This window comes from Streptomyces sp. NPDC107581, assembly GCF_055657175.1.
This window is the reverse complement of sequence record NZ_JBVKBH010000010.1, coordinates 17,562-35,104: the sequence shown is the minus strand read 5'-3', so window position 1 is coordinate 35,104 and position 17,543 is coordinate 17,562. Positions and strand designations below refer to the sequence as shown.

The 17,543-nt window shown below is 69.5% G+C and carries 18 protein-coding genes; 15 read left to right on the top strand and 3 right to left on the bottom strand.

Annotation, left to right across the window (positions count from 1 at the left end; all coding sequences use genetic code 11):
• Window positions 1-1,182: 1,182 nt before the first annotated feature.
• The 6 genes from ACZ7P3_RS25200 (at window position 1,183) to ACZ7P3_RS25175 (ending at window position 5,736) form a co-directional block, all read left to right on the top strand.
• The gene (locus ACZ7P3_RS25200) at window positions 1,183-1,398 is read left to right on the top strand and encodes a hypothetical protein (RefSeq protein ID WP_472085298.1); all 216 of its coding nucleotides are present in this window, start codon (window positions 1,183-1,185) and stop codon (window positions 1,396-1,398) included.
• 366 nt (window positions 1,399-1,764) lie between these two features.
• Window positions 1,765-2,697 carry an NAD-dependent epimerase/dehydratase family protein gene (locus tag ACZ7P3_RS25195; protein ID WP_472085297.1) on the top strand — a complete coding sequence of 311 codons (933 nt, stop codon included), beginning with the start codon at window positions 1,765-1,767 and terminating at the stop codon, window positions 2,695-2,697.
• The gene (locus ACZ7P3_RS25190) at window positions 2,694-3,617 is read left to right on the top strand and encodes an RNA polymerase sigma-70 factor (RefSeq protein WP_472085296.1); all 924 of its coding nucleotides are present in this window, start codon (window positions 2,694-2,696) and stop codon (window positions 3,615-3,617) included. Before ACZ7P3_RS25195 ends, ACZ7P3_RS25190 begins: the two co-directional genes overlap by 4 nt.
• A gap of 157 nt (window positions 3,618-3,774) precedes the next feature.
• Complete coding sequence (locus ACZ7P3_RS25185; RefSeq protein WP_472085295.1) at window positions 3,775-4,200, top strand: ester cyclase; 426 nt, start codon at window positions 3,775-3,777, stop codon at window positions 4,198-4,200.
• A gap of 94 nt (window positions 4,201-4,294) precedes the next feature.
• Window positions 4,295-4,873, top strand: coding sequence for a carboxymuconolactone decarboxylase family protein (locus ACZ7P3_RS25180; RefSeq protein WP_472085294.1), 579 nt, complete (start codon window positions 4,295-4,297; stop codon window positions 4,871-4,873).
• The gene (locus tag ACZ7P3_RS25175; RefSeq protein ID WP_472085293.1) at window positions 4,870-5,736 is read left to right on the top strand and encodes an RNA polymerase sigma-70 factor; all 867 of its coding nucleotides are present in this window, start codon (window positions 4,870-4,872) and stop codon (window positions 5,734-5,736) included. The genes ACZ7P3_RS25180 and ACZ7P3_RS25175 overlap by 4 nt, the downstream gene beginning before the upstream one ends.
• 201 nt (window positions 5,737-5,937) lie before the next feature.
• On the opposite strand, the gene ACZ7P3_RS25170 is transcribed toward ACZ7P3_RS25175, so the two are convergent.
• Window positions 5,938-7,155, bottom strand: a complete 1,218-nt coding sequence (locus ACZ7P3_RS25170; protein ID WP_472085292.1) for a serine hydrolase domain-containing protein — start codon at window positions 7,153-7,155, stop codon at window positions 5,938-5,940.
• A 345-nt stretch (window positions 7,156-7,500) separates the two neighbouring features.
• Between ACZ7P3_RS25170 and ACZ7P3_RS25165 the strand changes: the two genes are divergently transcribed.
• Complete coding sequence (locus ACZ7P3_RS25165; RefSeq protein WP_472085291.1) at window positions 7,501-8,379, top strand: MerR family transcriptional regulator; 879 nt, start codon at window positions 7,501-7,503, stop codon at window positions 8,377-8,379.
• A complete protein-coding gene (locus ACZ7P3_RS25160) occupies window positions 8,376-9,590 on the top strand; it encodes a glycosyltransferase (RefSeq protein WP_472085290.1) in 1,215 nt (404 codons plus the stop codon). Before ACZ7P3_RS25165 ends, ACZ7P3_RS25160 begins: the two co-directional genes overlap by 4 nt.
• Window positions 9,591-9,681: 91 nt before the next feature.
• On the opposite strand, the gene ACZ7P3_RS25155 is transcribed toward ACZ7P3_RS25160, so the two are convergent.
• The gene (locus tag ACZ7P3_RS25155; protein WP_472085289.1) at window positions 9,682-10,971 is read right to left on the bottom strand and encodes a DUF418 domain-containing protein; all 1,290 of its coding nucleotides are present in this window, start codon (window positions 10,969-10,971) and stop codon (window positions 9,682-9,684) included.
• Window positions 10,972-11,368: 397 nt separating this feature from the next.
• Here ACZ7P3_RS25155 and ACZ7P3_RS25150 point away from each other — a divergent pair, with 397 nt between their 5' ends.
• The 6 genes from ACZ7P3_RS25150 to ACZ7P3_RS25125 all read left to right on the top strand — a co-directional run bounded on the left by ACZ7P3_RS25150 (window position 11,369) and on the right by ACZ7P3_RS25125 (window position 16,323).
• The gene (locus tag ACZ7P3_RS25150; protein ID WP_472085288.1) at window positions 11,369-12,034 is read left to right on the top strand and encodes a response regulator; all 666 of its coding nucleotides are present in this window, start codon (window positions 11,369-11,371) and stop codon (window positions 12,032-12,034) included.
• A complete protein-coding gene (locus ACZ7P3_RS25145; RefSeq protein ID WP_472085286.1) occupies window positions 12,031-13,146 on the top strand; it encodes a sensor histidine kinase in 1,116 nt (371 codons plus the stop codon). The genes ACZ7P3_RS25150 and ACZ7P3_RS25145 overlap by 4 nt, the downstream gene beginning before the upstream one ends.
• Before the next feature lie 36 nt (window positions 13,147-13,182).
• The gene (locus ACZ7P3_RS25140; protein ID WP_472085284.1) at window positions 13,183-13,824 is read left to right on the top strand and encodes a transposase; all 642 of its coding nucleotides are present in this window, start codon (window positions 13,183-13,185) and stop codon (window positions 13,822-13,824) included.
• A gap of 38 nt (window positions 13,825-13,862) precedes the next feature.
• Window positions 13,863-14,219: a GNAT family N-acetyltransferase gene (locus tag ACZ7P3_RS25135; protein WP_472085282.1), complete on the top strand. Its 357-nt coding sequence runs from the start codon at window positions 13,863-13,865 to the stop codon at window positions 14,217-14,219.
• Window positions 14,220-14,287: 68 nt separating this feature from the next.
• Window positions 14,288-14,779, top strand: coding sequence for a PH domain-containing protein (locus tag ACZ7P3_RS25130; RefSeq protein WP_472085280.1), 492 nt, complete (start codon window positions 14,288-14,290; stop codon window positions 14,777-14,779).
• Window positions 14,776-16,323, top strand: coding sequence for a PH domain-containing protein (locus ACZ7P3_RS25125; protein WP_472085278.1), 1,548 nt, complete (start codon window positions 14,776-14,778; stop codon window positions 16,321-16,323). The genes ACZ7P3_RS25130 and ACZ7P3_RS25125 overlap by 4 nt, the downstream gene beginning before the upstream one ends.
• Before the next feature lie 359 nt (window positions 16,324-16,682).
• Here ACZ7P3_RS25125 and ACZ7P3_RS25120 read toward each other — a convergent pair whose 3' ends face one another.
• Entirely contained in the window at window positions 16,683-17,072 is a 390-nt protein-coding gene (locus ACZ7P3_RS25120; RefSeq protein WP_472085276.1) for a cupin domain-containing protein, read from the bottom strand.
• A gap of 132 nt (window positions 17,073-17,204) precedes the next feature.
• Here ACZ7P3_RS25120 and ACZ7P3_RS25115 point away from each other — a divergent pair, with 132 nt between their 5' ends.
• Entirely contained in the window at window positions 17,205-17,531 is a 327-nt protein-coding gene (locus ACZ7P3_RS25115; protein WP_472085274.1) for a hypothetical protein, read from the top strand.
• The last annotated feature ends 12 nt before the right edge of the window (window positions 17,532-17,543 follow it).

Sequence of the window (17,543 nt, the reverse complement as noted above, 5' to 3'; positions counted from 1 at the left end):
ATCGGACCGGGGCACGTCATCGGACCGGAGTCGGCTCGGTGGCACGTCATCGGCTCGGGGTCGACTTGGCGGCGCGTCATCGGCTCGGCGCCGTACGGCTACACGGCTGCACAGCACCTGTCCCCTGTGACACCGTCAAGGACGGCCCGGCGGATCACCGTCCACCCGCCCACGGTGTGCACTGCCACCCGGACGGCCGCAGACATCGATGCCGCGGAGGTCCCCTCGGCGGGCTGGTTCATGAGGCGCACGGGCGACGGCAAGTGCGTCCATGTGAGGGACGGCCTCTGCAGAGCGGTGCAGGTGCATGCCCACACGTCGGTGAGACGGTCGGACGGACCGGCCGAACACGATCGATGCGGCCCACGGCATGGCTCCGGCCCCCGAAGCGGTCACACCGTACGAGGTCGGCTGCCGCCACCTCGTCCCTCCGCCCCGGACCCTCACGCGACGCGGCTCAGAGGTGACTGCCACTCGGCCGTCGTATCCCATTCCCCGTCACTCACCTAATCGGCTGCGCTCGAGGCGAGATTGACGGCGAGGACGTGCATGGTGACTGCATGAACACTCACTGCAAGTACATCGTTTCCCGTATTCCCCGAATAGTCGCGATGAGTGCAGTCCTGGGCATTGCCTGTGCGGCAGGGGCGGCATCCACCGCACCTGCCTTGGCAGCGACGCCCCTACCGCACGTCGTCACCAAGGCCACGGATGCCCGGTCGTTCCCGGCCTACCACCATGGTGGATCAGGCGCCGGCGCCCATGGCAGATTCGGCGGCCATGACGGCGGTGACGACTGCGACGGCCTCATCGTCCTCCTTTGCCACTGACGGGCAGCCGGAGGCAATTCATACAGCCGACCCATTGAAGTGGCAGCGGTCAAGTCACCGCCTGCCCGGTCCGCCGCCAGGTGTACGGGCGGGCGGTGATCGCTCTGTCACCGCCACTCATCAGATGACCATTCCAGCCCCAACTCACCCCGCCCGAGGCCCCTGCCGTCCTTCGTGACGGCCGGCAACGGGCAGCGGGCGCGGTCAGCAGGCAGCAGGCAGCAGGCAGCAGGCAGCAGTACGGAGCCGCACGGCCATCAGGGTGTTCCCAAGCCGTGTCGGACAGTCGGCCCGGGCCCGGTTGGCCATCCTGGGCCGGGACGGCACGATACCCGGCGACAAGGAGCACGGTATGCCGACGGATCCGGTGGGACGATTCCTGGCGGCCCTGGACCCGGATCACCGGGAGACCGTCGGCGCCAAGCCTCCCGAGGAACAGGAACGGCTGGCGGCAGCCTGGGAACGGGAGCTGGAAGCCGATACCGATCTCGACACCCTCGACGAGCTGTCCCCGTCGGCGGCAGAGGCCGAGGCGGCCCGCCGCGTCCTGGACCGCCAGGCCGACTAGGCATCTCTCCCGGACCACCTCACGCAACCGACGAGAACGCCGCCTCTTTCGAGGCATGGCCACGATCGCCTTTCCGACGGGGTCAACGGGATGCCCGGGATTTGGGGCACCCGGAACGGGACTCGCGGGACTCCGCTCGGGACACGGGGACTCGCATCGTGGCTCCGGGGAATCCCCGCATTCAAGCGAACGAGTCGTCATGTGAGCCCAGGCGTCGGGGTAACTGCGGCTGCACTGAGACACGAATCCGGTGGGTCGCCCGGAGCCGCCGGATGACAGACCTTCCCCGCCCCCGATGTCACAAACGGCGGGGCTGTCTCGTCTCAGGTCTCGACAAGGGGTTTCGGGACCGGGGAGGTCATCGTCATGCGGGTGTTCGTGGCAGGGGGAACCGGGGTTCTGGGGCAGCGGCTGGTACCGCAGCTCATGGCTCGTGGCCACCAGGTGACGGCCACGACGACGAGCGCCGCCAAACTGGGCTCGGTGGCCCGGTCGGGCGCTGACGGGGTCGTCATGGACGGACTGGACGCGGACTCCGTCCATGCAGCGGTGAGCGGTGCGCGGCCGGACGTGATCGTGCATCAGATGACCGGGATCAGTCGCGCCCACGCCGGCAAGCCCGATCTCAAGCACTTCGACCGGTGGTCCGTCCCCACCATCCGGCTGCGCACCGAGGGGACCGATCACCTGCTGGCTGCGGCCGAGGCGACCGGCGTGCTGCACTTCGTCGCGCAGGGCTACGCCAACTGGAACGGCCTGCGCGAGGGTGGATGGGTGAAGACCGAGGAGGACCCGCTGGACCTGCACGAGGGGACGGCAGCGCAGCCTGCGATGGAGGCCCTCCGGCATGTCGAGGACGTGGTTCTCCGGGCCGGCGGCGCGGTCATGCGATACGGCGCGTTCTACGGGCCGGGCGCCACCGACGACCAGGTCGTGCTCGTGCGCAAGCGCCAGTTCCCGCTGGTCGGGGACGGCACCGGCTACGCCTCGTGGGTGCACCTGGACGACGCGGCCGCCGCCACCGTCCTGGCGGTGGAGCAGAAGGCGAGAGGCCTGTTCAACATCGTCGATGACGAACCGGCCCCGGAGAGCGAGTGGCTGCCCCATCTGGCGGCGTGCGCCGGAGCGAAGCGGCCGATGCGGATCCCCGAGTGGCTGGCCCGGCTGCTCGCCGGGGAAGTGGTGGTGACGATGATGACCGAGGGGCGCGGCTTCTCCAACGCGAAGGCCAAGCGGGAGCTCGGCTGGGAGCTGCGCCATCCGTCGTGGCGGCAGGGGTTCAAGGAAGGGCTGGCGTGACGCGCGTCGAGGAGTTCGAACAGCTGCGGCCGCTGCTGTTCTCGATCGCCTACCGCATCCTGGGCAGCGTGAGCGAGGCCGAGGATGCGGTCCAGGAGACCTGGCTGCGCTACGAGCTCTCCCCGACCCGGCCCGCGTCGGCCAAGGCGTTCCTCTCGGCCGTGGTCACCCGGATCTCGATCGACGTACTGCGCTCGGCCCGCCTGCAGCGGGAGGAGTACGTCGGACCGTGGTTCCCCGAACCGCTGCTCACCGACCCCTACGACGACCCCGAGCGCTCGGCGGAGCTGGCCGACTCGCTGTCGATGGCAGCCCTGTTGCTGCTGGAGCGGCTCAGCCCGCTCGAGCGGGCGGTCTTCGTGCTGCGGGAGGTGTTCGCCTTCGGCTTCCCGGAGATCGCCTCGGCTGTGGGGAGGTCGGAGTCGGCATGCCGTCAGCTCGCGGTGCGGGCACGCCGCCACATGGACTCGGGCCGGCCCCGCTTCGAGGCCGACCGCGGAGAGCGCGAGGAGCTCGCCGGGCGGTTCTTCGACGCCCTCCGGGAGGGCAACGTCGACGGGCTGCGGGACCTGCTCGCCTCCGATGTCCACATGGTGGCGGACAGCGGAGGCAAGGCCCCGCAGTGGGCCGGGGGCTTCTTCGGCACCGACCATGTGTCCCGGATGCTGGCCGGGCTCCTCCCGCCGTTCTTCCGGATCGGCGGCGTCGTGGAGCAGCACCGGGTGAACGGCCAGCCGGGTGCGGTCTTCCGCGACCGGGAGGGCAGGGTCGTCAACACCTGGACGCTCGACATTCTCGACGGGCGGATCCAGGCGATCCGCACGGTACTCAACCCCGACAAGCTCGCGCACGTAGGCCCCGTCGCGGACGCCTGGGCGGTGCTGCGCGAAACACAGCGGGCTCGCCGGGACGCGTCCTGACCGGCGGCAGAGAGCCGACTGTACCTGCGTGACGCGAGACCCCGGAACGGCCGATGGATGCCCTGCTCCGATCGCCCTGCCGTTCCCGTCGTCAGTGTGAAACTCCCGGAATTTCCCGGCCACCTCGAGGAGGACCCGCATGTCGACATCCCAGCCGATGAGCAACAAGGCGACACTCATCCGCTTCCATGACGCCGTGAACACCGGCGATGCGGAGGTGATCTCGAAGGCGATCGATGAGTTCGTGCACCCGGACGTACTGTTCCACGCGCCGGTACCGATGAGTGCGACAGGGGCGCAGGCACTCAGGCGAGTGTGGTCGGTGCTTCTTCAGGCGTTTCCCGACGTCCACGTCGCGGCCGAGGATGTGATCGCCGAGGGGGACAAGGTCGTCTCCCGGAACACCGTTACGGGGACCCACCTGGGCGAGTACAGGGGCCTCCCGCCGACCGGCAGATCCGTCACCTACAACGAGATCTTCGTCTTCCGCATGGCAGAAGGCCGAATCACCGAGATCTGGGGGGTCGTGGACGTCTTCTCCCAGCTTCGACAGCTCGGCATGGTTCCCGAAGGCTCTCATTGACAGCTCGTTCTTCGCTGTGTGCGGCGGCGGCTGTCACATTCCCGGGCCCGCTGGTGTCTTCATGCCGAACGAGCAAGCACACCAGGAGGACACCATGGCAGTACGTATACCGAAGGCGGAGCTCAGCCCTGAGATGAGAGAGAGCATGGTCAAGCAGCTCGGTGCCGTGCCCGAGCCCGTGGAGGTGGCGTTCAATAACCCCGCTGTCGCCACTGCCAACCTCGAGTTCTCGGCGAAGGTGGCCGAGTGGAACGCAGCCGACGCGAGCCTGAAGTCGTTCGCGCACATGGCCGTCGCGGCGCAGGTCGGGTGCAGCTGGTGCCTGGACATCGGCTACTTCCAGGCTCTGAACCAGCACCTGGACCCGACCAAGGCCGGCCAGGTGCCCCGGTGGCGGGAGTCGGATGTGTTCACGCCGCTGGAGCGCGACGTGTTGGAGTACGCCGAGGCCATGACGAACACGCCGCCGACCGTGACCGACGAGCTGTCGGCCGGTCTCCTCGACCGGCTCGGCCCGGCGGCGATGGTCGAACTCACCGTGTTCATCGCCTTTGCCAACCTGTCGGCCAGGACCAACACGGCGCACGGGATCACATCGCAGGGCTACTCCGACGCATGCGAGATTCCGCCGGCTGCGGGTCCGGCGAACTCCGGCATATCGTCCACCGCATGACCGAGGATCCGTTCGTCACCCATCGCAGCCTGCTGTTCACGGTCGCCTACGAGATGCTCGGGTCGGCGGCCGACGCGGAGGACGTGCTCCAGGAGTCCTGGCTGCGGTGGGCCGACGTCGACCACGCGCAGGTGCGTGACCCGCGGGCGTACCTGGTCCGGGTCGTCACACGCCAGGCACTCAACCGCCTGCGAACGCTCTCCCGCAGCCGTGAGGACTACGTGGGCGAGTGGCTGCCGGAACCCCTTCTGACCAGCCCTGATGTCGCCGATGACGTCGAACTCGCGGAGAGCGTCTCGATCGCGATGCTGACCGTGCTGGAAACGCTCGGGCCGACAGAGCGGGCGGTGTTCGTACTGCGCGAGGTCTTCGAGATGCCGTACGGCGAGATCGCCGAGGCCATCGGGAAGTCCGCGGCAGCCGTGCGGCAGATCGGGCGACGGGCACGCGAGCATGTGGCGGCCCGTCGTCCGCGGGCGCAGGTGAGCCGGTTGGAGCAGCAGGCCGTGGTGAACCGGTTCCTGGTCGCGTTGCGCACCGGGCAGTTGCAGGAGCTGATGGAGGTCATGGCGCCGGACGTCGTCATGATCGCCGACGGTGGCGGGCTGGTGGCCGCCGCTCTGGCTCCGGTTCACGGCGCGGATGTCGTGGCGAAGCTGCTCGCGCGCGCGAACCAGGTCGTGGCCGACTTCGGGACGACGGCCGTATGGCTCAACGGCGCGCCTGCGGGCCGGATCGAGTTCGACGGCGAGCCGTCCGCGGTGAGCCTCGTGGTGGAGGACGGACGGATCACCCGGATCTACGTGGTGAGAAACCCCCGGAAGCTCACGCGGCTCGACGAACCGTCCCAGCTCAGCAGGTAGGTGTACTGAGTTCCGGCACAGTGGGTGTTGCGGGCCGTTACGACCGCCCGCAACACCCGTGTCCACGGAACCGTCGAACACCGCAGTGCCCCGGCGAACTCGCACCCCTGCGGACACACTTCGCTCAGGGCCATCGCCACCGCGGTGGCAGGAGCCGCTGGCCGCTGCTGCTGTGCGGGTCTTCGACCGGCTGTCGCCGGATCAGCCTTGCGGGGCGGTGGGCGTGAGGACCGCGGTCAGCAGGCGGTTGGCCAGCGGGGTCGGTGCCCCGGTGTTGAGGCTCATGTTGGAGACGGAGTAGACACCACGGAGGGACAGGTCGCGGGTGGCGAACATGCCGTTGGCGTAGCCGAGGTCGTGACCGGTCTTGCCCCAGAGCACACCCCCCTGCGGCAGCGGGGTGGACATCAGACCCGCGCCGAAGCAGGCCACCTCGGTGCAACTGGTGCCGATGAACGGAACGGGCTTGCCCGCGGTGTCCGTGGGCAGGGTGAACATCTCCTTCAGCTGTGCGGCGGGCAGCAGGCGGCCCTGGAACAGCGCGGTGATGAAGTGGTCCAGGTCCTCCGGCGTGGAGATCATGCTCGACGGATCGCCGCCCTGCTCGCTGACGTCCACCGGCTTGCCCTGGCTGTTGGTCAGGTATCCATGCAGATACGGCCGCGGTATCGCGGGGTCGTCATCGGACACGGAGGTCTGCTTGAGCCGCAGCGGATTCAGGATGCGTGCGGTGACCTCCTGCTCGAACGAGTGGCCGGTGATCTGCTCGACCAGCATCCCCGCGATCCGGAAGGCGAGCGAGTTGTACTCCTGCTCGGTGCCGGGTGCGAAGTGCGGTCCGGGCCAGGGGCGGCCGACGGGGCGCAGGGTGGACCGGATGATCTCGTCGAAGGTGCGGTGGTCGTAGCGGTGGGCGATGGTCTCGTCGACGCTGCCGGCGGGTTTGCCTTCGTCCACGTCCGGCAGCCCACTGGTGTAGTCGATCAGCTCGCGGACGGTGATCGGCTGGAACGTGTCCGGAAGCAGGTCCGGCATGTACTCCTGGACGGTTCGGTCCAGGTCGATCCGTCCCTCGGCGGCGAGCTGCAGGACGACGGTCGTCACGAAGACCTTGGAGATGCTGCCGATGTGGAAGTGCCCGTTCGCCGGGTTCTTCCGCCCCGTCTGGCTGTCGACGGTGGAGCCTTTCCATAACTGCTGCGGCTCACCGACCCGGGCGATCGCGCCGGAGGCCCCGTCCGCCGGCCGTGTCTCTATGGCGGCCTGCAGCGCAGCCGGGTCAAGCGCGGGGAGGGCATGCATGGCGCCGGAACGGCCCCCGCTCGCAGCGAACGTCTGCCCGCCCATACCGATTCCGAGCCCGACAAGAGTGGAGCCGACCAGCCCCAGGGCGGCGACACGTCGGATCAACAGCTTCATAGCGCACCTCGTGGTTCCGTGACAGCGTGGTCATTCCCGCGTGATCAATCCTGCGTACTCAAGGGCCTTCCGGTCATCGGGGTTGCCCCTGACCCGCCCCTGACGCCACCCGTACCCGCATACGGGCGAACCCCGATCGAGCCGAAGCCGCCGGGCAGCGACGTCTGATGGGCCACCAGGCAGCGACCTGACAGCGACGTCTGTTGAGCCGCCGGGCACGACCTCGGGGTGAGGGGATGTCACATGACCGCGACCAACCGGCGAAAGCCCCTGGCGGCGGCCTTGGCGGGTTGACTCTCCCCTTACGTCAGGCTTGAGGCTGTACACCGACGAAGGGGCAGGTGGATGAGTTACTCCGTGGGGCAGGTCGCGGCTTTCGCCGGGGTGACCGTGCGCACGCTGCATCACTACGACAAGGCAGGTCTGCTCTCGCCCAGTGGACGCAGTCGCAGCGGCTACCGGTTCTACAGCGATGCCGACCTGGCTCGTCTCCAGCAGATCCTCTTCTACCGCGAACTCGGCTTCTCCCTCGATGAGATCGCCGCGATCCTCAGTGATCCACAGGCAAACGCCCTGGAGCATCTCAGGGCCCGGCAGCGACAGTTGAGTGCGGAGATCACCAGGCTGCAGCAGCTCGCCGAGGTGGCGGAACGTGCCATCGAGGTCCAGCAGACCGGGGTGTCACTCACACCTCAGGAACGCTTCGAGGTCTTCGGCGAGATCGCCTTCGATCTGAGCTACGCCACGCAGGCGGAGCTGAAGTGGGCGCACTCGGAGGGCCGGCGCGAGGCGATGGCGCGCGCGGCTGCCCACACCAAGGAGGACTGGCGGCAGCTCATGGGCGAGGCCGCCGTCTGGCGCGCGGAGCTGCTGTCGGCCTTCGACGAGGGGGACCCGAGCGACGGCGAGCGGGCCATGGACCTGGCCGAGGAGCACCGTCTGCACATCTCACGCTGGTTCGCCTCCTGCCCGCCCGAGATGCACCGGCGTATCGCGGACGATTTCCTCGCCGACCCGCGCGCCTTCGCCCTGGTCGTACCGCCGTCCCTGCAACGCCCGGGCCTGGCCGCCTATATGTGCAAGGCCGTCCACGCCAACGCGGCCCGCCTCACCGATGGCCAAACCGTCCATGCCAGTGCAGCCCGCCTCACTGAAGGCCAGACCGTCCACGCCAGTGCAGCCCGCCTCACCGGCGGCCCTGCGGCTTCCCAGGAGACCTCATGAAAATTCTCATCGCCGCGGCCGGATCGCGCGGTGACGTCGCGCCTTACACAGGCCTGGGCGCCGAGCTGCGACGGGCCGGGTACGACGTCGCCCTCGCCACCACGGCCACCTTCGCTCCCCTGGTGCGCGACGCCGGGCTGGAATTCCGCAGTCTCCCCGCCGACACCCGGACGCACGGCGGCGTCAGGGGAAAGCGCGACCTGATGCGCGCCGCAGCCGCGTTCGTCACCGAACTGGGCGAGGGGTTCACCGACGCGGTGACTGCCGGTACGGATCTGCTCCTGCTGTCGACCACCACGGCCCCGCTCGGCTGGCATCTGGCCGAGGCCACGGGCACACCCAGCATCGGTGTGTACCTCCAACCCACCGCGCCGACCGGTGACTTCCCGCCCGTCGTCACCGGCTCCCGTTCGCTGGGCCGCCTTGCCAACCGTACAACCGGGCGCCTCGCGCTCCGCATGGCCGACCGCGTATTCGAGGAAGCGGTCACCACGCTCCGCCGTCGGCTCCAGCTGCCCCCGGCCTCCCCCTCCGCGATGCGCCGGCGGCAGGAAAAGGCGGACTGGCCGATCCTGCACGGCTTCAGCACAGCGCTGGTGCCACGCCCCTCCGACTGGCGCTCCGGCATGAAGGTCGTCGGGACGTGGTGGCCCCATCACCCCACGGCCGAACGGCTGCCCACGGTCCTGGAGGACTTCCTTCGCTCGGGGCCTCGGCCCGTCCTCATCGGCTTCGGGAGCATGGCGGCCGGAGAGGGGGCGCGGCTGAGCGAGATCGCCGTACGTGCGCTGCGCCGTGCCGGGTTGCGCGGCGTACTCCAGGCCGGCAGTGCCGGGCTCGCGGCCGACGGTGACGACGTCCTGACCATCGGGGACGTACCGCACGCCCTGCTGTTCCCGCGGCTGGCCGCGGTCGTCCATCACGCCGGGGCGGGCACCTCGGCCGCCGCACTGCGTGCCGCCGTGCCTGCGGTCACCGTACCGGTGACCGCGGACCAGCCGTTCTGGGCAGGGCGACTCGCCGCCCTCGGCGCCGCCGCGGACCCGATACCCTTCCGCTCCCTCACCGCCGAACGGCTCGCCGCCGCACTCGGCCAGGTCGTGACGCAGCAGCCATACACCCGAGCCGCCGCACAAGCCGCACGGCACATGGCGGCCGAGGACGGAGCATGCCAGGCCCTGAAGGTGATCCAGCAGGTCACCAAGGGATGATCGCTCGCCGACGTCCCCCGGTCCGCCACCACCCGCTCCCGCACACACGCCATGTCCTCACAGCGTCGGACAGCGCGGGACCTCCGCTGTCTCACCGGATGCGGAGTGCGAGCCGGGTCGCGGCGTGGAGCACGTACTCCAGGGGGCCACGCCGGAACCGGTGAGCCCATGCGGTCGCCAGGAGCATCGCGGCCGCGATGAAGCCGAGGAGAACCGGCAGCGCGGCCATGGTTCCGTCCTCGACGGCGGCCACATGCCATACGTCGGAGAAGAACCACAGGGCGACGATGTGCAGGACGTAGAGGGTCAGCGCCGTTCTGCCGACCGCCGCGACCGGTGTGGTCAGACGGAGGAGACGCGGCATGCCGGCGGCGACGGCCAGGCATGCGGAGACCACCACGAGGGCGACGCCCGTGTTGCCGACGATGGAGAAGGTCGTCTGACTGTGCGGTGCGGCCACCAGGAGCCAGGCGGGCGGAGTGGAATCCCCGGGCTCCCCGACAGTGTCGGACCACCACGCGGAGGAGGCCGGACCGCCATCCGTCGCGGCCGCCACAGCGGACAGGGCATGCGGGACCAGACGCAGGGCCAGCCAGGACCCGCCGTAGCCGAGCACGGCACACGTCCCGCCCACCAGGGCCAGCCGGGAGCGCACGCCGGGCCGCCCGAGGTCCAGTCTGGCCACCGCCATCCCCGCGACCAGAAATGGCATCCAGGTCAGGGCCGGATACTCCCCCGTGAACAAAAGTTCGATCAATCCGTCGCTGCCGGTGGTCCGGGCCAGCGGGTCCCCGGCGATGATGGCGTCCGCCCAGTTCCCGTCCTCGATGGACTTCTGCACCAGGTGGAGAACCTGAGGAAGGATCAGCGCTCCCGCTACGGCGATGAGGGCAAGCGTTCGGGCCCGCATCCGGTGCAGGGGCAGAACCATCAGGAAGAGCATGCCGTAAAAGCTCAGGATCACGTCGACCGTGGTGTCCAGAGCGGTCAGAGCGTAACCGAGCACCATGAGGGCGACGGCGCGGATCGCGATCCTTCCCATGGCCTGACGACCGGCGGGCCCGGTCCTGGGATCCGGACGGCCGGAGATGATGACCAGCGAAAAGCCGGCGAGGAACGCGAAGAGCGCGGAGGAGCGACCGCGCGCCAGCTCCAGCAGGAACCCCACCGGTCCGCCCACGCTCACGTCGGGACCGACATGAGCGGAGTACATGCCGAAGACCGCCAGGCCGCGGGCCAGGTCGATCCCGATCAGCCGCCCCGTCGACGCCGTACGTGATGCAGTGGCGGCGCAGCCCCTCCCCGCCTCGGGTAGGGCACAGCCCCTCCCGACCTCGGGCGACACCTCGGCCGGCACGGCGAGCGATGCGTGCGGCGTCATGCTTCGAGTCTGTGCCGAACATCCGTCACGGTTCACCGGGTGCCTTTCCGAAGACACCCCGCCACCCGGCCGAAGCCGACCCCCGCCACCCGGCCGACGTCGGCCGCCCGCCGGCAGACCGAACCGACGCCCACCGCCCGACCGAAGCCCCCGCCGACACACCGAAGCCCCGCCCGGCGACAGACCGGAGCCATCCCCCTGCCGACACACCGAAGCCACCTCGCCGGCAGGCCGAAGCCATCCCGGGGTCGGGCCGAAGTCACCCCCGTCGGCCGCCCCGGGTCGCCCGGCCGGCCGGGACCGTGCGGCCGATCGGCGGAAACGCCTCCGGCCCGTTCGTGGACGGCTCCCGGCGTGGTAGGCATCCAATCGCGGGCATGCGACGAGCGGAGCGCACGTGATCCGGGTACTGGTGGTCGACGACGAGGCCCTGATCCGCGGGGGCTTCACACACATCCTCAGCACGGCGGACGACATCGAGGTCATTGCGGCGGTCGCCGGCAGCCAGGCCGTCCGGGCGGTGCACGAGTCGCATCCGGACATCGTCCTGCTGGACATCCGCATGCCCGACGTGGACGGGCTCACCGTCCTGGCCGAGCTCCGCCGCATGACGGACCCTCCGGTGGTGGCCATGCTCACGACGTTCGACGCCGATGAATACGTGACGACCGCGCTGCGCTCGGGCGCCGCCGGATTCCTGCTCAAGGACACCGACCCCGAGCAGCTTCCGCATCTCGTGAGGGCACTGGCCGACGGCGGGACCGTGCTGTCGTCGAAGGTCACCCGCAGGGTGGTGGACGGATACCTCGACACGGGAGTGCGTGAGCCCGCCATCCGTCTCGCCGCCCGCCTCACCGATCGCGAGCGAGCCGTACTCGTGCTCATGGCCGAAGGGCTGGGCAACACCGACATCGGCAAGCGGATGTGTCTGAGTACGGGCACCGTCAAGGGCCACGTCAGCGCCGTGCTCAGCAAACTCCGGGTCACCAGCCGTGTGCAGGCCGCCCTGATCGCCGAACGCGCGGGCCTGCTCGCGCCGTCGCACGACGGGGACACCCAGTGAAGTCCCGACGGCCGCCGGCCCGGCTGCTGGACGCCGCCCTCGTCTGTGTCGCGCTGGCCGACGCCTGGGTCAACGTCGACTTCCAGACCCAGGTGGCGGCTCCGGCCTGCGCGCTGCTCGGCGCCTTCGCTCTCGCCCTGCGACGCCGGGTGCCGTTGCTGACCTACGTGCTGACTCTCCCCACCGCCATGATCACCGACGCGGTGGTCGCTCCCGTGGCAGCGCTGTACACGCTCTCGTCGTACAGCCGTCACCGCGTCCTGCTGGCCGGCTGCGCCCTGGTCTACGCAATTGCCGACTTCCTCCCCTGGCCCTGGTCGTCCCTGAAGACGGACGAGCTCTCCGGTACCCACAACATCGTCCATCTCAGCTACACCCTGGCCACCGCAGCCGCCCCTGTCTTCCTCGGCCAACTCGTCCAGGCCCAGCGCGAGCTGTCGCTCAGGCTCACCGAGATCACCGAGGCCCGCGAACACGAACGGCTGCTGACGGCTCAGGGCGTCCTGGCGAAGGAACGCGCGGAGCTGGCCCGGGAGATGCACGATGTGGTCTCCCACCAGGTCAGCCTCATCGCCGTACAGGCCGGAGCGCTCCAGGTGGGCAGCCGGGACGCGGAGACCAGACAGGCCGCGGCCACGATCCGGCGCCTCAGTGTGCAGACCCTGGACGAGTTGCGGCACATGGTCAGCGTGCTGCGCGCCGCAGGAAGCCGCCCCACGGAGCTGACCCCTCAGCCGTCCCTCGCCGACCTGCAGCGGCTGGTCGAGGGCAGCGGCATCGAAGCGCAGCTGAAGACGGACCTGCCCGAAGACCTGCCGCCCACGGTCCAGCGGGCCGTCTACCGCACTGTCCAGGAAGCCCTGACCAACGTGCGCAAGCATGCGGCGGGGGCTACGGCGACCGTCGGCGTCCTGTGCAAGGACGGCGCCGTCCGCGTCACCGTCACCAACACCGCACCCACGCGCCCCTCACTCGCTCTGCCCAGCGCCCAGCACGGCCTCGCGGGCCTGGGTCAACGCGCCGAACTCCTCGGCGGCACCGTCAGCTCAGGTCCCACAGCCGACGGCGGCTACGTGCTCCATCTGGAGCTGCCCATCGAGCAGAACCGGTGACCAGTACTACCGGCCGGGGCCAAGGCGGCCGAGGACGTGGACAAGCTCGCCCGCGCCGCGGGCGGACGGCACTACAAGACCGCCGAGAAGATCGCCGCCCGGGCCGGGGGGATCGCGGCCAAGCGCCGCGTGACCGCCTGCCTGCGCTGGCACGTCCGCCAGGACGACGCCGGCCTGCCATCGCCGGAATGGGGCTTCGACCAGCACGTCCTTAGCGCCGAAGCCAACGCCGACGGCTGGTACGCGCCGATCACCCCGCTCACCGCCGAGCAGGCCACCCCAGCACGGGTCCTGATCCAGTACAAAGGTCAAGGCGTGGTCGAACGCCGTTACGCGGACTTCAAAGGCCCGCTCGCGGTCACCGCGGTCTTCGTCCAGCACAACCGCCGCGCCGCCGCCTTGATCCAGGACATCTGCCTGGCGCTGCTGGTCTTCTGCCTGATCGAACGCCAGGTCAGACAGTCCCTGGGGCCGCAGCAGACCATGGCCGGACTCTGCCCGGACAACCGCCGGGTCCGGCCGACCGGCCGGGTGATCCTCCAGCACCTCGGCGAGCTGAGCCTGCGGATCGGGAGCGTGACCGATCCGCCGACGGTGCAGATCACCCGAGGCGTCCAACTCCACCTCCTCGAACTCCTCGGCATCGAAGTCACACAAACCCGCTGGCCACAGACCTGAAACGGTGACCGGCACAGCACGGGCCCACCCTCTGCGTTGTGACAGCCATGGAGCCAGTGATCCGCCCGGCGGTCCCGGCCGATCTGGACGCCGTGGCCGAGATCTTCACGCACTACGTTCGCCACACCGTGATCACCTTCGAGGTGACCCCGCCACCGAAGGCCGTCTGGCACCAGCGGCACGACGACCTCACCGCCCAAGGTCTGCCCTTTCTGGTCGCCGAACTGTCCGGTGAAGTCGTGGGCTACGTCTACGCGGCCCCTTGGCGTCCCAAGCCCGCCTACCGGCACACCGCCGAAACTCGATTTGCCAAGCGCCGTCGGCTGCGCGACGGGCAGACTCCTGCGGCTGGCAACACGACGGCAGATGAGACGAGTTCCGCCAGTACGCACTGACATGACGGAACGTCAGATCCGGTTTTGGTGCAAGATCGTCTCAGAACTAGGGTGAAGCGGTGGAACACATGGATGATGTCAGGCTCAGGCCCCCGCGCAATCGTGTCGAAGCCCGGGCAGTGGGCTGGTGGACGCTTCAGTCTGCGATGTTCGCCCTGCCCCTGCCGATCGTCTTCGGCGTGCTGTATCTCTTCATCCCGTCCGCCAGGCCGTTCTTCGGCTGGGCCTTCGTGATCTCGCTCGTACCGGGTCTCGCCTACATGGCCGTCATGCCCGTCTGGCGCTACCGGGTGCACCGTTGGGAGACCACCGACGAAGCCGTCTACGCGGCGTCCGGCTGGCTCTGGCAGCAGTGGCGGGTCGTGCCGCTGTCGCGCATCCAGACCGTGGACACCCTGCGCGGGCCTCTCCAGCAGCTCTTCGGTCTCTCCGGCATCACCGTCACCACCGCCTCCTACTCCGGCGCCGTGAAGATCAAGGGAATCGACCACCGGACCGCGCGGGAAGTGGTCGAACATCTCACCAGGGTGACCCAGGCCATGCCGGGAGACGCGACATGAGCCACGACACCGGACAGCGGGAGGCCACCGGGACCTCCAACGGGGCCGCCGAAGGCCCCGAGTGGAGCGGGCTCAGCCCCAGACTGCTGTGGGTCAACCTGAGCATGCTCGCCGGACCGCTCGCCCTGTTCGCCGTGACGGTCGCCTTGACCGGCGCCAACCTCCAGGCCCTCATCTCGCTCGGCTCACTGGTGATCACCTTCCTGGTCATCACCGGGATCAGCACGATGCGGCTGCTGACCACCCGCTTCCGCGTCACCGGCGACCGCGTCGAACTGTGCTCCGGCCTGCTCTTCCGCAGCCGCCGCTCGGTCCCCGTCGACCGGATCCGCAGTGTCGACATCGAAGCCAAGCCGATGCACCGCCTCTTCGGCCTCACCTCGCTGCGCATCGGCACCGGCGAACAGAGCTCGTCCTCCAGCCGCAAGCTCTGCCTCGACGGCATCACCAGGCATCAGGCGCGCGAGCTGCGCAGGCTCCTCATCGACCGCCGTGGCAGCGGCCGCGCCACCGGCCAGGACCAAGACGTCACCATCGCCGAGATGGACTGGGCCTGGCTGCGGTACGCGCCGCTCACCGTCTGGGGCGTCGGCAGTGTCTTCGCCGGTGTCGGCACCGCCTACCGCATCCTGCACGAGATGAAGGTCGACCCGCTCGAACTGGGCATCGTCAAGGACATCGAGGACCGCTGCGGTTCCGTACCCCTGTGGTTCGGCATCCTTGTCGCCGTCGTGATCACCGCCGTCGCGGGTGCCGCGATCTCCACCGCCACCTTTGTGGACGCCTGGACCGACTACCGCTTGGAGCGCGAGCAGGACGGCAGCTTCCGAATCCGCCGCGGACTGCTCATCTCCCGCTCCGTCACCATCGAGGAGCGCCGGCTGCGCGGCGTCGAGGTCGCCGAGCCGATGCTGCTGCGCTGGGCGGGCGGCGCCACCCTGAGCGCCATAGCCGGCGGCCTCAGCAACAGCGACGAGAACCGAAACCGCTGTTCCCTCACCCCGCCCGTGCCCCGGGACGAGGCCCTGCGGGTCGCCGCCGACGTCCTCGCCGAGGAACAGTCCCCGACGGAGCTGACCGAACTCGTCCCGCACTCCCGCGCCGCCCTGCGCCGTCGCATCAACCGCGGCCTGTTGCTCCTCGTGCCTGTCGTCGCGATCCCGCTGGGCCTGGGGCTGTGGCTCACCCCCGTCCTGGTGCACACCGCCTGGATCACGGCACTCGTCGGCCTGCCGGTCGTCATCGCCCTCGCCAACGACGCCCACCGTGCCCTCGGACACGGAATCCGCGACCGCTACCTCGTCGTCCGTGCCGGCACCTTCACCCGCCGCACCGTCGCCCTCCAGCGGGACGGCGTCATCGGCTGGAACATCACCCGCTCCTACTTCCAGCGACGCAACGGACTGCTCACCATCGGCGCCACCACCGCGGGTGTCGGCTGCTACAAGGTGCGGGACGTATCCGTCGGCGTCGGCCTCACCTACGCCGAAGAGGCCGTACCCAAGCTGCTCGCCCCGTTCATCGAACGCGTCCCGCGCGGCTGACCTCAGACCAACTGGCGATCCCCCGAGAGGTGGAGGGGCGGCACCCCGCGTGCCGTCCCTCCACCTCACACCCATCGCCCCGCACACGGTAGGGGCCGTACCCGGAAACGACTTCCGGATACGGCCCCTACCGCTTGGCCTTCACACGCTCAGCCCGCCAGCTCCTCCAGCCTCCCCCGTGACGACCCCGTTTGATCAAGGTCAATGACGTAGGACGGTAGACGGTAAGGGCAGGGCCATACGTGTTCAACGCAGATGTGACGTCGGGGCAGTTGGGCGGTAGCACCGGCGAAGCTCAGCCGGAGCCTCCTTCAGTGCCCGCAGCGCCCGCATGCGTTCTGTCGGCTTTCCGGTCCGGCTCACCCACGGAGCTGTCCTTCCGCCTGCTGCGGCAGCGCGTAGCCGGGGACGGACGGCCATCGCACGGTCAGCACCACGGATTCCTCCTCCGCGCCCCAGGAGTGGTCCACGCCCCGCCCCCAGACGACGTAGTCGCCTTGGCGCGACAGCAGCACGCTGCGGCCGGGAAGTTCGACGCGGAAGCGACCGCTGATGAGCACCAGAAGGGCCGTGCGCTTCTCATCCTGCACCCACTGCGCGCGTCTGTCGCCCTGCGGGTGGACACCCCATTTGATCTCCACCGCGTCGCTGTGGCGAGGATCGCCGGCACCCTTGAAGTGCCCCAGCAGCCAGCCCCGGTCAAGTGCCGCATCCCGGCCTGCGTTGCCCACGTACACACTGTCGTCCATACGCCCGGAGGCTAACACCCGCCCGTCCGGCCTCCCCTGACGCGACCAGCGCTTTCGCCATGCGGCCAGGCCGTTTCGTCGGGAGCGGCCGGTCGTTGGTCCGGGTGTGCCGTCAACCCGAGGGGAACACACATGGATGCATTCAGGCACCTGGCGCGGATGGCCGGAGTCGTCGTCGCCGCTCTCGCACTGGTGGCCGGAGTCTCGGCCGACGCCCAGGCGGCCAACGGGGCGTTGCACTACACCAATGTCAACGGCGACGAGTTCACCACCGACAACCCGGGCAGCGGCGAGTGCTTCCTCCTGGTGGCCGGAGCGGTGCACGTCGACAACGGCACCGACTCCGTGGCGACCGTCTACTCGGACCAAGGGTGCGAGGACGCCCTGGGCGCGCCGCTGGCACCGCATTCCACGCGCGACTTCGGTCAACCCGTACCGCACAGCGTGACGTTCGCCTGACGGATCCGCCTC